The sequence below is a fragment of the Aeribacillus sp. FSL K6-8394 genome, from assembly GCF_038008865.1.
Classification (GTDB): Bacteria; Bacillota; Bacilli; order Bacillales; family Aeribacillaceae; genus Aeribacillus; species Aeribacillus composti.
Window position 1 is genome coordinate 460,769 of record NZ_JBBPAA010000001.1, and the last position, 15,029, is coordinate 475,797.

The window sequence follows — 15,029 nt, forward strand, 5'->3', positions numbered from 1 at the left end:
AAGATGGCTGGAAGAAAAGATGATGAATTGAAAGATCTGACGCTGTTAGGCAACAAAAATACAAAATATTTATTTGAATACAGCCCAGAAGTGTTGGAAGTATTCGATAATAAACATCCAGACCGCGATTATTTCGTGAAGTTCAATTGTCCGGAGTTTACCAGCTTGTGTCAATAAGGGCACACTTCAGTGGTGACACTGTCGGATAAACCTTGTGAATTCAGGGGAAGAGGATAATGGAGTAAAAAGCGAAAATGGCAATTGTGATCGAATAAAAGAAAAACATGTTCTTGTCTCTTATTCCCATTATCTTTCCAACCCTGAGCCAAGCCTCAAATTTAAGGGAATCTTCTTCTTAAATTTGAGGAAGGTGCAGAGACTATCGAAATCACTCCAGCATGAAGCGAGTAAGAGTAGTGTTGGAGGAAGAGAGTAGAGTACACCAAGATGACAGCATATATTATCTTGGTGGAAGCGCAAGGGTTCTTATTCAATATCGCAGTTGAATAAGAATATGATATAGTCCACCTGTTTGTGAAAAACAGAGGCCAATCACCGGACAACCGGACTTCGCGACCATTTATATCAGCTATATTCCAGACAAAAAATGTGTGGAAAGCAAGTCGCTGAAGCTTTATTTGTTCAGCTTCCGCAACCACGGCGATTTCCATGAAGATTGTGTTAATATTATCATGAATGATTTAATCAAGATCATGGAGCCCCGCTACATCGAAGTATGGGGAAAATTTACGCCGCGCGGCGGTATTTCTATTGATCCTTATGTCAATTGGGGACGTCCTGGAACAAAATACGAGAAAATGGCGGAGTATCGTATGATGAACCATGATTTGTACCCGGAAAAAGTGGACAACCGATAAAGCAAGTCGCTTGAGGCGTTTTTTTGATAAAAGAACCTGCCGAAACTTGCGTTAATTGTAAAAAATTCTTGAAATGGCACTAAACTCTTTGATATAAGAAAAAGTAAAACGGAGCATTCAATTCTCCGTTTTACTTTTCGACAATTTTATAGTTTTTATGATTAACTACTGTTTTTTGTTCCAGATCCATTTCCCGAAAGTTTTCCATGTACGTAAGATCGACGATGACGGAATTTTCATTTACTTTTTCGACAATTCCTTTGAGACCGTCTTTAAATTCAATAACATCTCCAACTTCAGCAATTTTCATTTGTTCTCTCCTTTTTTATGGATTTTCAAATATTTTGCATGATTTCTTTAGAATTGTAAAGTTTTTTTGGACAATCGCAAAAAAATAGGTAAAAAGTTTCCATTGCTCGGTAGACTGTTTTTCATAGAAAAGGAGATGGTCGAGTTGACAAATCAAGAGATACAAGACATTTTAAACAAGCTTCGTGATGGAGAACTGGAAGAATATTGTGTATCAAAGGAAGATTTTATGGCGTTTCGCAAAGTACTGATCGAAAGGGAAGATTTTAAACATTTTCATGGAACAGCAAAACGCGGTGGCAGCATTGTTTACCGATATACAAAAGATCCAAGAAGCTGACCGATGTCAGCTTCTTAATTTTTGGCACATCTTCCTCATAAAAACTGCTATTAAAGACTGTTCACTGTTCTTCCCGTACCTTTACGGCATATTTCTTCAATTTTTTTAATGCTCCTTTTCTCCAATTTTTTACTTTGTTGACTGTGACATTTAGCTCCTCTGCAATTTCCTTCTGAGTTTTTCCTTCAAAAAAGTACATGGTAAACCAAATTCGTTGAGCATCTGATAAAGCGGGGGCAATCCGTTCATATAAATCTCTTGCTTCAATGTCTGTATATGGAAAAAATTCCAATTTTGCAGCTATTATGTCATTCGCATGAAGAACATGCCTTTCTTTATATGTTTGTTTTTTCCTTAATTCTGTCATGAGCGAGCCTTTTATCGTTGCATAAGCATAAGTGGCAAACCGTCCTTTCTGTTCGTCATAATTGATGCTTGCTTTCCAGAGGGCGATCGCTGCTATTTGAAAAAACTCGTCTTGGTCTGTATAAATATTTAAAGTTTTCATAATGTGAAAAATTAAAGGGCGAAAAGCAGTTAGCATCTCCTCAAATGATTGATTCTTTTCCACGTGTGCGCATCCTTTCAAAGAGCGCGCTCTTTTTTTTCCGCGGTAATACAATCGTAAACGGTGTAAATCATTTGAGCGAATCATCATGATTAAGATGATACGCGTCCAATTGTCTGGGAAATTCAATTTTCTATATAGACCCCCATGCCGCAAAAGCGGCACCAGCAGATGATGAAAATAGTTCGTCCATGTATACTTAATCTTAGGCTGGCCAGCGAGGTCGTCTTACCTTGGTGCCATGAGCCCGTTAATTAGACAGACCCCGACGACCTGGTGCACCACAGACTGTTGCTCCCTGGGGAAGCACGCGGGATAGAATGACGTGTATGGTCGTTGCACCGCCAGCCTGTGTTTATTACATGTTAGGCATGGGGGAACGAACATGGACATTATCCATACTCATGTTTGTGGATTAGACGTTCATAAGAAGAACGTCGTCGCTTGTATTATTACTCCGGATCATCAAGAGATCCGCACGTTTTCTACCATGACTGAAGACTTGCTTATGCTTGTAGACTGGATCAAGGCGCATGGCGTCACTCACGTGGCCATGGAAAGTACAGGTTCCTACTGGAAGCCAATTTATAACCTGTTGGAGATGGAAGACATCAAGATTTTAGTGGTCAATGCCAAACATATCAAAAATGTGCCTGGTCGCAAAACAGATGTAAAGGATGCCGAGTGGATCGCTGGACTCTTACGCCATGGATTGCTACAAGGTAGTTACATCCCTGACCGCCAGCAACGGGAGTTGAGGGAACTCATCCGTTATCGTCGCAGCCTGATTGAAGAGCGGGCTCGCGAAATCAACCGCATCCAGAAGGTACTGGAAGGGGCTAACATCAAACTCTCCTCGGTGGCGACCAATGTGCTGGGCAAATCGGGTCGAGCCATGATCGAGGCTTTAATTAATGGTGAAACTGACCCCGATGTGCTATCCGAACTGGCTCAGCGCCGTCTCAAACGGAAGAAAGAGGAGTTGAAAAAGGCCCTGAAGGGCCTCATCGGCCCTCATCAACGCCTGATGCTTAAAACCCAGCTTGAGCATATTGATCACTTAGATGCCTTGATTGAAGAACTGGATGCTGAAATCAAGGAGCGGATGCGCCCTTTTGAAGATGACCTGGAGCGGTTAGATACGATCCCCGGCGTTGGTCGGCGCACAGCGGAGCATATTTTGGCTGAGATTGGCCCTGACATGACACAGTTTCCTTCGGCAGCTCACTTGTGTTCATGGGCAGGAGTCGCCCCAGGGAATAACGAAAGTGCCGGAAAACGAAAGTCAGGGAAAACCCGCAAGGGAAACCAGAAGCTTCGTAGCACCCTGGTGGAAGCCGCCCGTGCCGCTGCTAGGTCCAAACACACCTATCTATCCAGCCAGTACCACCGTATTGCTGCACGCCGGGGGGCCAATCGTGCAGCGGTTGCGGTCGCTCATAGCATCCTGACTATTGTCTACCATCTCCTCAAAAAGAAGCAGACTTACATCGAACTTGGTCCACATTACTACGAAGAACGCAAGCGCCATCAAGTCGCCAGACAAGCGATTCGGAAGTTGGAAACACTAGGGTTTAAGGTCATGGTAGAGCCGTCAAATCAAACAGCGTAGTTAACCGAAACAGTAACCATCAGGTGCATAAACATGACTTATTCCAGCAAATACCAATCTGCTGGTGTTAACACCCCCTGGATTTTTTGTGCTTTTTTCATGGACTTAAATTTTCGGGATAGGAAAATGCAATTATTTCGTTTCAGCCTCCTCCGTTTTCACCATTTTTCTCATTATTTCTATAGAAGAAATTTAATTGAATAAATAAAAAGATGGCTTGAAAAAATAATGGAAAGAGGTGGGATGAATGAGCCGAATGTATAAGCAAAATTGGAAAAGAAAAGATTCAATTGAAAAATTGTTTGCTGTCTTCCGCAGTTCTACTGATTTTATTCAATATGACGTCAATACAAGCCATATCAAATATTGGATTTCATATTTTGAAACGTTAGTGGATGTAAATATATTAAATGAAAACATTTTAAAGCCGATTCACTCAAAATATTGGCAGTCATTAGAAGAACTAAAAAACATTTTACCGGTTAAAGATATTTTTTTAACCATTGATACGGATTTAATGAAGGAAAAGCTGTTGGAAGGCTTTGTTATGATTTCGCTAAGCGAATATGGATCTCCATGCTTGCTCGTTAATGCAAAATTAAACAAAGCTAGAGAAGTTACACTCCCGGAAGTGGAATTTACGGTCATCGGTCCGAAAGAGGCGTTTGTTGAGTCCATTGAATCCAATATTAATTTAATTCGAAAACGATTGCCGATTGAAGAGCTGCGCATTCGGACTTTAAAAATTGGCAGGCTGACGCAAACGAGAATAGCGATCATCTATATAGAAGGCATAGCGGATGAGGAAAATGTATTTACCGTTTGGCAAAGAATTTCTAATATCCAAATTGATCAAGTGAATGATAGTTCGTACATTACGGAAATGATCTCTGACAATCATAATTCTCCCTTTCCTCAGCTGTTGGATACGGAAAGACCGGACCGTGTAGCTTCCATTTTGGCGGAAGGGAAAATAGCGGTCATTGTGGACGGCTCTCCCCATGTATTAATCGGTCCGACAACTCTTGTCGAATTTTTCGCATCGTTTGAAGATTATTTTTTAAATTGGATTTTGTCTTCCTTTTTCCGTATTATCCGCCTGTTTGCTGTCTCCTTTTCCATATTGGCAACACCGATTTATGTAGCTGTATTAAATTATCATTATGAGTTAATTCCAACTGATTTACTAAACAATTTTGTCACATCCAGAAGGGAGGTCCCAGTTCCGCCTTTTTTAGAGGCGCTGTTTTTGGAAGGAACGATCGAATTGCTGCGTGAGGCGGGCGCCCGGCTGCCGACAAAGGTTGGACAAACGATCGGCATCGTCGGGGGGATTGTAATCGGAACAGCCAGTGTGGAAGCAGGTTTAACAAGCAATATTTTGCTCATCATTGTAGCGCTTGCTGCATTAGCATCATTTACAACACCTGTCTATAAAATGGGCAATACGATCAGGCTTTTGCGTTTTCCTTTTCTCATGTTTGCCGAAATGTACGGTCTTTTAGGAATCGTTTTATGCTTTTGTTTTTTAGCGACCCATCTTTTGCGGTTAACTTCTCTCGGACGTCCTTTTTTGGAGCCAATCTATCCTCCGAGAATTTCCGATTTAAAGGATGCATTCCTGCGTATGCCGTTTTCAATGATGAATGAACGTCCGAAACAGCTGCGGACGGAGCAGCCGAAGCGAATGGATGAAGAGAAATCGAGGGAAAATAAAGATATTGATGAATAACAGCGGAAGAGGAGGAATCCAACTTGGCGCAAATAGCAGAACGTCATAAAGTTTCCGCACCGCTCGTTTTTTATTTAGTGCACAGCACTCAATTCGGCATCGGTGTATTAGGTTTTCAAAAAAATGTCGTCAAGTATGCGGGACATGATTCATGGATTTCAGTCATTTTGATCGGTCTTATTGTTCATCTGTACATTTGGATGATCTATCAAATTTTAAAACGTTCAAGCGGAAGCTTAATGACACTGCAGCACGATTTGTTTGGAAAATGGGTCGGCAATGGATTGAACATTGTTTGGATCATCTATTTTTTTCTTGTAAGCTGCGCCATATTAATAGGATATATTGAAATTTTGAAGGTGTGGATGTTTGAAGATTTAAATATTTGGATTTATACTGCGATTTTTATGGGATTGCTTTATTACATTTTTAACGGTGGATTTCGGGTAGTAACCGGATTTGCTTTTTTTGGAGTGGTTCTGCCGCTTTGGATTTTTCTTACATTTTTAATTTTCCCGACTCGTTTTGCAGATCTTCAGCACCTCTTGCCAATCATGGATCATTCACCTCAGGAAATTTTCATGGGAACGATGCAGATGGTCATAACTGTTATTGGTTTTGAAACTCTTTTTTTGTATTACCCCTTTGTCAAAAATATTGACAAATCCCAAAAATGGGCTCATATTGGAAATTTATTTACAACCTGTTCATATATCATCATCATGATTGTTTCGATCGTTTATTATTCTGCGGAAGAAGAAATATTGCGCAATAAATGGGCGACGCTAGCGATGTGGAAAATTGTTGAACTTCCTTTTGTTGAAAGATTCGAATATATCGGCATTGCTTCTTGGTCTCTCGTCATCTTGCCGAATATTTGCGTCATGTTGTGGAGCGCCAAAAGAGGTATAACAGAAATTTTTGGAATAACAGAAAAGAAGGCAATCATTTCTGTTCTGGTCGTCATGTTTTTTATAGTCAATGTCATTGTTGATAAAGAAGATATTCAATTATTAAATAAGATCATCAATATGTATGCTCTTGGTATTGTATTTTGCTATATTCCGGTTTTATACCTCATTACGTTTGTACGGGATTTATGGAAAAGGAGAACATAAACATGTGGAAAATTCTCTCCTTCATTATGTTGTTCATGCTGATGCTTTATGGATGTCTGGATAAAGAAATTATTGATGATGTCAATTTAGTGATGGTTATTGGATACGATGTCGGCGAAGGCAATAAAATTAAAGGAACGATTGTTGCTCCTGAATATAAAAAGGAGCAGCCGGTCGACAGCAAGGTGATGACGGTCGAATCAGATTTAAGCAGGGATCTGATTTCCGATTTGCAAAAGGAGTCGCCAGCCCCTCTAGTTTATGGAAAATTGCAATTTGCTCTTTACAGTGAAGACGTAGCAAAACAGGGAATTGAAAAATATGTCGACTCGCTTGAACGAGATGCAAGCGTCGGTTCAAAGGTCATTTTAGCGGTCTGTAAAGGTGAAGCGAAAAATTTGCTGGAAGGAAAATATGGGCAACAGGGGACTGCCACGTACTTTCGTAATTTAGTGGAGCATAATATGCATCGGGAAAATTTGCCGATTATCAATTTACACACATATTTGCGCAACTTTCGCATGAAAGGAAAAGACCCTTCTTTACCTTTATTAGAAAAGAAAAACGACCATGTCAAAATAACTGGACTTGCCTTGTTTCAAAAGGACAAAATGGTTGGCGAAATCGAAAATGATCAGCTTTTTTATTTTAAGCTTCTTTCCGATCGATATGTTAAAGGAATTCATACGATCACAATGGATGATGGAAATAAAGCATCTATAGAAAGCATCCGTTCGAAAAGAAGAGCGAACATCGATGAAAAAAATCCGTTCCATTTAACGATTGAGCTGGAAATTGAAGGGTATCTACGCGAATATTCGGAAGGGACTGTTCGTCCGGAAATCTTAAAAAAAGCTGAAAAAGCGTTTGAAAAGGAAATTGTGAAGAACAGTATGGAGATGATCGATATGTTTAAAGAGAAAAACATTGATCCGGTTGGATTAGGAGAAGAAATTTTAAGCCATTCGAGAGGTTTAAGAAAAGTGAAAAATTGGAGGGATATTTATTCAAAGATGGAAGTCGATGTGCATGCGGATGTAAAAATTACTGAAACTGGTGTGGTGCAATAATTCTAAATATTTGATTGCTTCGTTTACCAATGAAACGAGAAACCGAAATAACAAAGGCTGACTAAAAATTTTCCTCCCTCTTCCGATCCTCTGTCATGTTTTTGAACTTGTCTCATATGCATGAAATAAGAAAAGAGGGAGGAAAAATGAAAACTTTTTTTAAGGGAGCTCTGCTTTTAATCGTTGCTTCGTTTCTAGGGGAATGCTTTGATTTTATGATTAACATGGTATTGACGCGGGAACTTGGTGAAGAAGGCATCGGCCACTATATGTCGATCATGCCTATTATGTTTTTCATTATCGTGTTAGCAAGCTTTGAATTGCCGATATCTATTTCAAAATATGTGGCGGAAACTGAAAAGCCGTACCATTGGCCAATGTTGAAATATGCTTTTCGCCTAACTTTGTGGATCAGCATTTGCTTCAGCTTAATTGTTTTTTTGCTGTTTCCTGCTCTTCCGCCGCTAAAAAGCTATCATCCTTCCGTTACGGTTTTATTTGTACTGCTTGTTCCGATGATTTCTTTTTCCTCTATTGCTAGAGGCTATTTAATGGGCACGCAGCAAATGGGGAAAATTGCATTTGCAAATGGGTTTCGCAAGCTTGTTCAGCTTATTCTGCTCATTTTGCTGTTCAACCTGTTTGAATTTTCTCCTGAAATGTCTGTCATTGCAGGGTTAAGCTCATTTATTGCAAGCGAAGCCGTTATTGTTCTTTATTTGCTTACCGTTTATGTCTATCAGGCGCAAGAACTAAAAAAAAGCACGCTCGCTTCATCCAAAACAGCTTTGATCCGGCGGAGTTTATTTCGTGTCTCTGTTCCGACGACAATTTTGCGCATTTTTCATTCTATGACACATGCGATTCAGCCGTTTTTAATCAAATATGCATTAATGGCAGCAGGTGTTTCGGAGGTTGGAGCGACAGAACAGTTCGGTCTGCTTTCTGGAGTTGCGATGACGATCGGCTTTTTTCCCGCGTTTATCGCCCATGCACTGTTAACGATTTTGATCCCAACTGTATCAGAAGCGTTTGCTAAAGGAAACCAGGAACTTTTAAAGAAGCTTTTGCAGCAATCGCTCGGAATGACAATGCTTTACGGAATACCTGCGATTGTGATTATGTTTGCTTTTGCTGAGCCGCTTACAAGTTTGTTTGTCAACGGAACTACTGCAACACTTTTTTTAAAGCTTTTATGGCCGTACTTTTTTACCCACTTTTTGATCATTCCGCTGCAAGCGTATTTGATCGGTCTGAATTTAATAAAGGATGCTTTGTTTCATACGGTTTGGGCGCATTTTATCTCGTTTGTCGTCATCTTTTTGCTTGGATCGCAGCCAGAATGGCAAATGTCAGGAGTTATTATCGGGCTCAATGCAGGAGGATTGCTGCAATTGTTAATGCATTATATGACAATATGCCAAAAAATCGGCATTGGCTATTGGTCGCTGAAGGAAAAACGTGTTCATTAAGATTTTCCGGGTTGTCTCTACTGTGATCTATCGCAGCAATAAAGTATGAAATAGCGAAAGTCATCATTTTTCCATCATTGAATGGAAAAAAATAGTGCTCTCATGAAGGGGGAAGCGTTTTGAAAAAAACAGCTGCCTTGCTTTTTCATTTTCTGCTTATATCATGTGTGTTTTTTGGATGTCAAGAGAGCGATTTGAAACAAGAAAATGCACCGAGCAAAACAACCATGAAAGAAATAATAACGAAGGAAAAATCGAAAGTGCCCGCTAACAATTTTGTTTTGCCAACAACTGACGGCAAGATGGTAAAACTTTCGGATTTTAAAGGGAAAAAGGTCGTGATCAATTTTTGGACGACGTGGTGCCCTCCATGTAAGGAAGAATTGCCTGAGCTTCAACGTTTTTATGAACAAGCGGATTCTGAGCACGTCGCGTTTTTAGGAATTAACATTACTTCAGAAGAAGGGGGAAAAGAAGAAGTAAAGTCTTTTTTATCAAAGAGCGGATTTAATTTTCCTGTGCTTTTTGATGAAAAAGGCGAAGTCATGAAATTATACAAGGTTATGGTCATTCCCACTACTTTTATAATCGATGAACAAGGACAGGTGTTAAAAAAAATCATTGGTCCCGTAACAACCGAACAATTAAAACGTTTAACCGATTTGTAAAGCACAGCGAAGCTTCTGTGCTTTTTCTTTTTTAAAAAATAGAATTTTAATGCTTAACATATGAATCGACCGATTTTCCAACCTGCGTTTTTGATCTGTAAAAAACCGTGATTGAGAATGATAATAATTATTAATATTAATTATTAATTTAAAATTAATATAATTATTACTTGAAAAAAATAATTGTTGATATATAATATACATATAGATGTTGATATTTTAATAGTTTTTTTTACTAGTCGCCAAGAATAGCATATGGAATTCAATAGAAGTGAAGCTGAATTTTATTCTCAGTTAGGAGGTTGTAAATGAGAATGGAAGCAAAGATGTTTCATAATACGGAATTATTTCAAGGGTTGAAACAGCATGTTGAAATGATTGCGGCCATTGTGTCAGGTGTTCTCATTTTTTTCGCTTGGCTGCTTAGCATAGATGATTTCAACATCATATCAACGATTTTATTTATTTTCGCATTCGTTATTGGGGGATTTGCCAAAGCTAAAGAGGGAATTGAAGAAACGATCCGCGAAGGCAAGTTGAATGTAGAGCTGCTGATGGTTTTTGCTGCTATCGGTTCGGCAATCATCGGCCATTGGCTTGAAGGAGCGATTTTAATTTTTATTTTTGCCTTAAGCGGCGCATTAGAAACGTATACAATGAACAAAACAAACAAGGAGATCTCTTCATTGATGGAATTGCAGCCTGAAGAAGCGCTGCTTTTAGTAGATGGACGGGAAGAAAAAGTGCATGTTTCCACTTTATCGATTGGAGATTTGATCATTGTGAAGCCCGGGGACCGCATTCCGGTGGATGGCCAGCTCATAAATGGTCATACGACAGTGGATGAATCAGCTATAACGGGCGAATCCATCCCGGTTGAGAAAGACCCGGGAAGTGAAGTGTATGCAGGGACTGTAAACGTAAATGGATCGATCACCGTTCGCGTAACGAAAAAAGCATCGGAAACGCTTTTTCAAAAAATTATTGAACTGGTGCAAAACGCTCAATCTGAAAAATCTCCGTCCCAGCAATTTATTGAAAAATTTGAAGGAACGTATGTAAAAGGTGTGCTTATGGCAGTGGCTGTTTTGATGTTTGCTCCTCCATTTTTATTAGGCTGGAGCTTTCAGGAAGCTTTTTACAGATCGATGGTGTTTATGGTAGTGGCTTCCCCGTGCGCGCTCGTCGCCTCGATCATGCCGGCGACGTTATCCGCTATTTCTAACGGGGCAAGAAACGGCATTTTGTTTAAAGGCGGCGTACATTTAGAGCGTCTTAATAAAATCCGGGCGGTCGCGTTTGATAAAACGGGAACTTTGACAAAAGGTGAGCCGATCGTCACGGACGTAATCGTACGCCCAGACATCGAAAAAACAGAGCTGCTACAAGCAGTTTATAATATTGAGCGGCAATCCTCCCATCCTCTTGCCAAAGCTATTACAGCTTATATTCAGGAAAATGTAAAAGGACTGAAAGATGAATGGGTATCAGTGGATGAACATTCAGGGTTTGGAGTTTCTGCTTCTTGGAACGGGCAGAAAATATTCGTTGGGAAAGCTGCGTTTGTCGGAAAAGAAGAGGCTGAACAATTTCAAAACTCTGTTTCCAAGAAATTATACAAACAAGGGAAAACGGTTGTTTATGTTAAAGACGAAAAAGGAATTGCCGCAAGCATCGCTTTAAAAGATGTACTTAGACCTGATATGAAAAATTTGATGGATGAATTGAAAAGCAAAGGCATCTATACGGTGATGCTGACGGGCGATACGAAAGCGTCAGCTGAAGCCATTGCTAAAGAGGCATCCGTTGATGAATTTCACGGTGAATGTCTGCCTGAAAGCAAAGTTGACCGAATAAAGCAGTTGAATAAACAATTCGGCGTAACGGCGATGATCGGCGACGGTATCAATGACGCACCAGCTTTAAAAACAGCATCTGTCGGTATAGCAATGGGGGAGGGAACGGATGTTGCTTTGGAAACAGCAGATGTTGTATTAATGAAAAACGATTTAACGAAATTGATCAAAGCGATCGAATTGTCGCAAAAAATGAACAAAATTGTGAAACAAAATATTGCCTTTTCTCTATCGGTCATCGCCCTTCTCATATGTGCTAATTTCCTTCAAGTCATTGACTTGCCGTTCGGAGTCATTGGCCACGAAGGAAGCACCATACTTGTCATTTTAAATGGATTGCGGCTATTAAGATCATAAATAAGAAGAATAACAAGGCGGATTAAGCTATATGATCCGCCTTTTATTTTCTTTTAAAAAGTCATTTGGTTCAGAGTCATCGGGTCGTTTCGTTACAATTATGTATGCAGCTACAATAAAAATGAATCCAACCACCCACCCGATTACCGAACTGTAATAATACACATCAATTAACATCATGCCGATTATGGGTGACGAAAATGCCGCCAAGCAGAGGATCGGGACGATATTTCTTTTGATAAATGTCACAAAAAATACACTCCTTAACTCCCCCGATTGCTTTACCATTATTATTATACTAGAATGGTTTTATTTATAAAATATTCCGAGAAAAATGTAAACAACATTTAAAATAACTTTGAAGGTGAAAAATCCTCCACATTTCTTATTGATATGAATGTTCTTTTCGCTTAAAATGATATTTCATTGAATGGACACAATAGAGAGGAAGAACATCATGTGGAGAAAATGGATTGTTTTATTTTTTGGTTTGCTTGCATTATTTTTCGGATGGGAGCTTTGGCAAAAAGATGATTCAGCCGTAAACAATAGGTTGGAAGCCAAAGTAATTGATGTCGTCGATGGTGATACGATGAAAGTCATCGTCAACAATAAAAAAGAAACAATCCGACTTCTTCTTGTCGATACTCCTGAATCTGTACACCCAACGAAGCCTGTGCAGCCATTTGCAATCGAAGCAAGCAATTTTGCAAAAGAAATGCTGTCAGACAAAAAAGTTGAATTAGAGCTTGGCGTTAGAGAACGTGACAAGTATGGAAGATTACTTGTTTATTTATATATAAACGGACAAATGTTTAATGAAATGCTGCTTGAAAACGGGCTAGCCCGCGTCGCATACGTTCATCAGCCAAATACAAAATATGTAGACCGTTTTTTAGATGTTCAAAAAAAAGCCCAGCACAAAGAAATCGGAATCTGGAGTATAGAAAACTATGTTACAAACGATGGATTTAATGATAAGATTGGACAAGACGACAAAAAAGAGGGCTGCGACATAAAAGGAAACATTAATTCAAAAGGTGAAAAAATATACCATATGCCTGGCAGCAGGCACTATTATATAACAAAACCAGAAATGATGTTTTGTACAGAGGAGGAAGCAAAAGAAGCCGGATTTCGAAAAGCTGAATAACGAGAAAATCATTTAAGCGGGAAAATTTTTTGATATAATACATTTTATAAAACATGAGATGGCAGCAATTATTGAACTGCATAATGAGGTGATGGAATGAAACGAATAGCTGTATTAACGTCTGGCGGAGATTCTCCGGGGATGAATGCTGCAATACGTGCAGTTGTAAGAAAAGGGATATTTCATGGGCTGGAAGTTTATGGAGTATACCATGGGTATCAAGGATTAATTAACGGTGACATAAAAAAATTAGAGCTTGGCTCTGTAGGGGACATTATTCACCGCGGCGGCACGATTCTCCAATCGTCGCGCTCTGAACAATTTAAAACAGAAGAAGGACAGCTTCTTGCGATTCAACAATTAAAATCATTTGAAATTGAAGGTCTTGTTGTAATTGGCGGAGACGGATCATACCGAGGGGCTTTGAAGCTGACGGAAAAAGGCTTCCCTTGCATTGGATTGCCTGGAACGATCGATAACGATATTCCAGGAACAGATTTCACGATCGGATTTGATACAGCTCTGAATACGGTTGTAAGGGCAATGGATCAAATTAGGGATACAGCGCAATCCCATGAGCGGATTTTTATAATCGAAGTGATGGGGCGGCATGCTGGTGATATAGCGCTTTGGGCAGGAGTAGCTGGAGGCGCTGAAACGATCTTAATCCCTGAAAGATCGTTTGACTTAGATGATATTGTGAAGCGGTTGGAGCATGGTGTTGAACGCGGGAAAAAACATTCCATTATTGCGTTAGCTGAAGGAGTTATGAGCGCATCAAAACTTGCCGATATTTTAAAGGAAAAATACGGCATTGAGACGCGAGTATCGGTATTAGGGCATATTCAGCGCGGCGGCTCTCCAACTGGATTTGATAGAGTTCTTGCTTCCAGAATGGGAGCGAGAGCAGTTGAGCTTCTGTTAGAAGGAAAAGGCGGAAGAGCAGTCGGAATACAGAAAAACCAAATCGTTGATCATGATATTGAAGAGATATTGAAAGAAAAGAGCGAACCAATCGGAGAATTATATACGTTGTCAAAACAGCTTTCTATTTAAAAAGAGCGGACACCGCTCTTTTATTTTTTCATCCGTTCCGTTTTGTGATACACAATAGTGCATTTACGAAGTCTCCTTTTTTAATGGGGTTTGACCACTTTCATAATAAAAGAGAGCACTTCGTAAATGCTTTTTTAATTTTGATGAAATTCATTGCCCTAACATTTAGTTTTATCCAAATAAAATATTGACGAAACCAAAGAGATTCCGTTTATTGGAAATGATCAAAACGGCATCAACAGCCGTTGTCTGCAACGACAGGGCTCCGTTTTCATTTCTTTTTTCACTTTTTTACATATTTGCTGCCCCTTTTTTTTCATTTCTTTATATAAAGAAGGTGAAAGGAGGTGCGAGCAAATGGCTGAGGTTCAACCGGTCAAATCACAATTGCGTCTTGTTTTTGAAGAAGGTTTTGATCATTCCGGCAAGCCGCTGTATCGCTATAAAAATTACAGCAATATTAAAACGTCAGCTAGTGCAGATGATTTGCTTAGAGCAGCCCAAGCAATTGCCAGTCTTCAAAAAATGCCGCTTGCCAAAGTGGAACGAAACGATACGCATCAAATTAATGCATAAGTAATCTGGGGGTGAAAAAATGTCTAAATCGCTCGATCTTCTTTTTGCCAATACGGAAGGAAAGACAGTCAGAATCAATGTTGATGAACCTAAGGATTCATTAACAGCAGAGCAAATTGGTCAAGCTATGGAAACAATCATTCAATCAAATGTTTTTACTTCTTCTGGGGGTTCGCTCGTTTCAAAAAAAGGAGCCAGAATTATTGAGCAAACGGTGACAGAATATACGATGAGCTGACGGAAGCGGCCTGTTTCCGGTTCGGG

General features: G+C 39.7%; 16 protein-coding genes and 1 pseudogene. 14 read left to right on the forward strand and 3 right to left on the reverse strand.

Features of this window, described 5'->3' with window-relative positions; genetic code table 11:
- Positions 1-3 precede the first annotated feature (3 nt).
- Positions 4-177 (forward strand): hypothetical protein, encoded by a 174-nt coding sequence (locus NSR00_RS02095; RefSeq protein WP_375338788.1) that lies wholly within the window; start codon positions 4-6, stop codon positions 175-177.
- 371 nt (positions 178-548) lie between these two features.
- Positions 549-878 (forward strand): annotated as a pseudogene (gene queF / locus NSR00_RS02100) (preQ(1) synthase); the annotation flags it as partial.
- Positions 879-1,008: 130 nt separating this feature from the next.
- Here the strand turns inward: queF and NSR00_RS02105 are convergent.
- Positions 1,009-1,188, reverse strand: coding sequence for a YkvS family protein (locus tag NSR00_RS02105; RefSeq protein ID WP_340786674.1), 180 nt, complete (start codon positions 1,186-1,188; stop codon positions 1,009-1,011).
- A gap of 135 nt (positions 1,189-1,323) precedes the next feature.
- Between NSR00_RS02105 and NSR00_RS02110 the strand changes: the two genes are divergently transcribed.
- Positions 1,324-1,527, forward strand: coding sequence for a hypothetical protein (locus tag NSR00_RS02110; protein ID WP_063389456.1), 204 nt, complete (start codon positions 1,324-1,326; stop codon positions 1,525-1,527).
- Between the two features lie 61 nt (positions 1,528-1,588).
- Here the strand turns inward: NSR00_RS02110 and NSR00_RS02115 are convergent, their stop codons facing one another.
- The gene (locus NSR00_RS02115; RefSeq protein WP_066247948.1) at positions 1,589-2,098 is read right to left on the reverse strand and encodes a sigma-70 family RNA polymerase sigma factor; all 510 of its coding nucleotides are present in this window, start codon (positions 2,096-2,098) and stop codon (positions 1,589-1,591) included.
- 382 nt (positions 2,099-2,480) lie between these two features.
- Here NSR00_RS02115 and NSR00_RS02120 point away from each other — a divergent pair, with 382 nt between their 5' ends.
- From NSR00_RS02120 to NSR00_RS02150, 7 genes are all read left to right on the forward strand, one after another.
- Positions 2,481-3,707, forward strand: coding sequence for an IS110 family transposase (locus NSR00_RS02120; RefSeq protein WP_044897903.1), 1,227 nt, complete (start codon positions 2,481-2,483; stop codon positions 3,705-3,707).
- Between the two features lie 247 nt (positions 3,708-3,954).
- Positions 3,955-5,439, forward strand: a complete 1,485-nt coding sequence (locus NSR00_RS02125; protein ID WP_445659548.1) for a spore germination protein — start codon at positions 3,955-3,957, stop codon at positions 5,437-5,439.
- 23 nt (positions 5,440-5,462) lie between these two features.
- The gene (locus tag NSR00_RS02130; RefSeq protein WP_340786675.1) at positions 5,463-6,557 is read left to right on the forward strand and encodes a GerAB/ArcD/ProY family transporter; all 1,095 of its coding nucleotides are present in this window, start codon (positions 5,463-5,465) and stop codon (positions 6,555-6,557) included.
- Between the two features lie 2 nt (positions 6,558-6,559).
- The gene (locus NSR00_RS02135; RefSeq protein ID WP_066247951.1) at positions 6,560-7,627 is read left to right on the forward strand and encodes a Ger(x)C family spore germination protein; all 1,068 of its coding nucleotides are present in this window, start codon (positions 6,560-6,562) and stop codon (positions 7,625-7,627) included.
- Between the two features lie 146 nt (positions 7,628-7,773).
- The gene (locus NSR00_RS02140; protein WP_066247952.1) at positions 7,774-9,099 is read left to right on the forward strand and encodes an oligosaccharide flippase family protein; all 1,326 of its coding nucleotides are present in this window, start codon (positions 7,774-7,776) and stop codon (positions 9,097-9,099) included.
- A gap of 119 nt (positions 9,100-9,218) precedes the next feature.
- The gene (locus NSR00_RS02145) at positions 9,219-9,767 is read left to right on the forward strand and encodes a TlpA disulfide reductase family protein (RefSeq protein WP_340786676.1); all 549 of its coding nucleotides are present in this window, start codon (positions 9,219-9,221) and stop codon (positions 9,765-9,767) included.
- 308 nt (positions 9,768-10,075) lie between these two features.
- Positions 10,076-11,980 carry a heavy metal translocating P-type ATPase gene (locus tag NSR00_RS02150; protein WP_340786678.1) on the forward strand — a complete coding sequence of 635 codons (1,905 nt, stop codon included), beginning with the start codon at positions 10,076-10,078 and terminating at the stop codon, positions 11,978-11,980.
- A gap of 27 nt (positions 11,981-12,007) precedes the next feature.
- Here NSR00_RS02150 and NSR00_RS02155 read toward each other — a convergent pair whose 3' ends face one another.
- Positions 12,008-12,229, reverse strand: a complete 222-nt coding sequence (locus NSR00_RS02155) for a hypothetical protein (RefSeq protein ID WP_082829436.1) — start codon at positions 12,227-12,229, stop codon at positions 12,008-12,010.
- A gap of 208 nt (positions 12,230-12,437) precedes the next feature.
- Here NSR00_RS02155 and NSR00_RS02160 point away from each other — a divergent pair, with 208 nt between their 5' ends.
- From NSR00_RS02160 to NSR00_RS02175, 4 genes are all read left to right on the forward strand, one after another.
- Positions 12,438-13,133: a thermonuclease family protein gene (locus tag NSR00_RS02160; RefSeq protein WP_063389346.1), complete on the forward strand. Its 696-nt coding sequence runs from the start codon at positions 12,438-12,440 to the stop codon at positions 13,131-13,133.
- A 96-nt stretch (positions 13,134-13,229) separates the two neighbouring features.
- A complete protein-coding gene (pfkA, locus tag NSR00_RS02165; RefSeq protein ID WP_327863580.1) occupies positions 13,230-14,189 on the forward strand; it encodes a 6-phosphofructokinase in 960 nt (319 codons plus the stop codon).
- A gap of 357 nt (positions 14,190-14,546) precedes the next feature.
- Positions 14,547-14,765 (forward strand): DUF1659 domain-containing protein, encoded by a 219-nt coding sequence (locus NSR00_RS02170; protein ID WP_063389344.1) that lies wholly within the window; start codon positions 14,547-14,549, stop codon positions 14,763-14,765.
- 19 nt (positions 14,766-14,784) lie between these two features.
- Positions 14,785-15,003, forward strand: coding sequence for a DUF2922 domain-containing protein (locus tag NSR00_RS02175; RefSeq protein WP_063389343.1), 219 nt, complete (start codon positions 14,785-14,787; stop codon positions 15,001-15,003).
- Positions 15,004-15,029: the final 26 nt, after the last annotated feature.

Excerpts from the sequence above, each read along its gene's own strand:
- NSR00_RS02170 (WP_063389344.1), top strand. The coding sequence starts at position 14,547 with ATGGCTGAGGTTCAACCGGTCAAATCACAATTGCGTCTTGTTTTTGAA.
- NSR00_RS02150 (WP_340786678.1), top strand. The coding sequence starts at position 10,076 with ATGAGAATGGAAGCAAAGATGTTTCATAATACGGAATTATTTCAAGGG.
- NSR00_RS02140 (WP_066247952.1), top strand. The coding sequence starts at position 7,774 with ATGAAAACTTTTTTTAAGGGAGCTCTGCTTTTAATCGTTGCTTCGTTT.
- NSR00_RS02175 (WP_063389343.1), top strand. The coding sequence starts at position 14,785 with ATGTCTAAATCGCTCGATCTTCTTTTTGCCAATACGGAAGGAAAGACA.
- NSR00_RS02120 (WP_044897903.1), top strand. The coding sequence starts at position 2,481 with ATGGACATTATCCATACTCATGTTTGTGGATTAGACGTTCATAAGAAG.
- NSR00_RS02095 (WP_375338788.1), top strand. The coding sequence starts at position 4 with ATGGCTGGAAGAAAAGATGATGAATTGAAAGATCTGACGCTGTTAGGC.
- pfkA (WP_327863580.1), top strand. The coding sequence starts at position 13,230 with ATGAAACGAATAGCTGTATTAACGTCTGGCGGAGATTCTCCGGGGATG.
- NSR00_RS02135 (WP_066247951.1), top strand. The coding sequence starts at position 6,560 with ATGTGGAAAATTCTCTCCTTCATTATGTTGTTCATGCTGATGCTTTAT.
- NSR00_RS02125 (WP_445659548.1), top strand. The coding sequence starts at position 3,955 with ATGAGCCGAATGTATAAGCAAAATTGGAAAAGAAAAGATTCAATTGAA.
- NSR00_RS02160 (WP_063389346.1), top strand. The coding sequence starts at position 12,438 with ATGTGGAGAAAATGGATTGTTTTATTTTTTGGTTTGCTTGCATTATTT.
- NSR00_RS02105 (WP_340786674.1), bottom strand. The coding sequence starts at position 1,188 with ATGAAAATTGCTGAAGTTGGAGATGTTATTGAATTTAAAGACGGTCTC.
- NSR00_RS02110 (WP_063389456.1), top strand. The coding sequence starts at position 1,324 with ATGGTCGAGTTGACAAATCAAGAGATACAAGACATTTTAAACAAGCTT.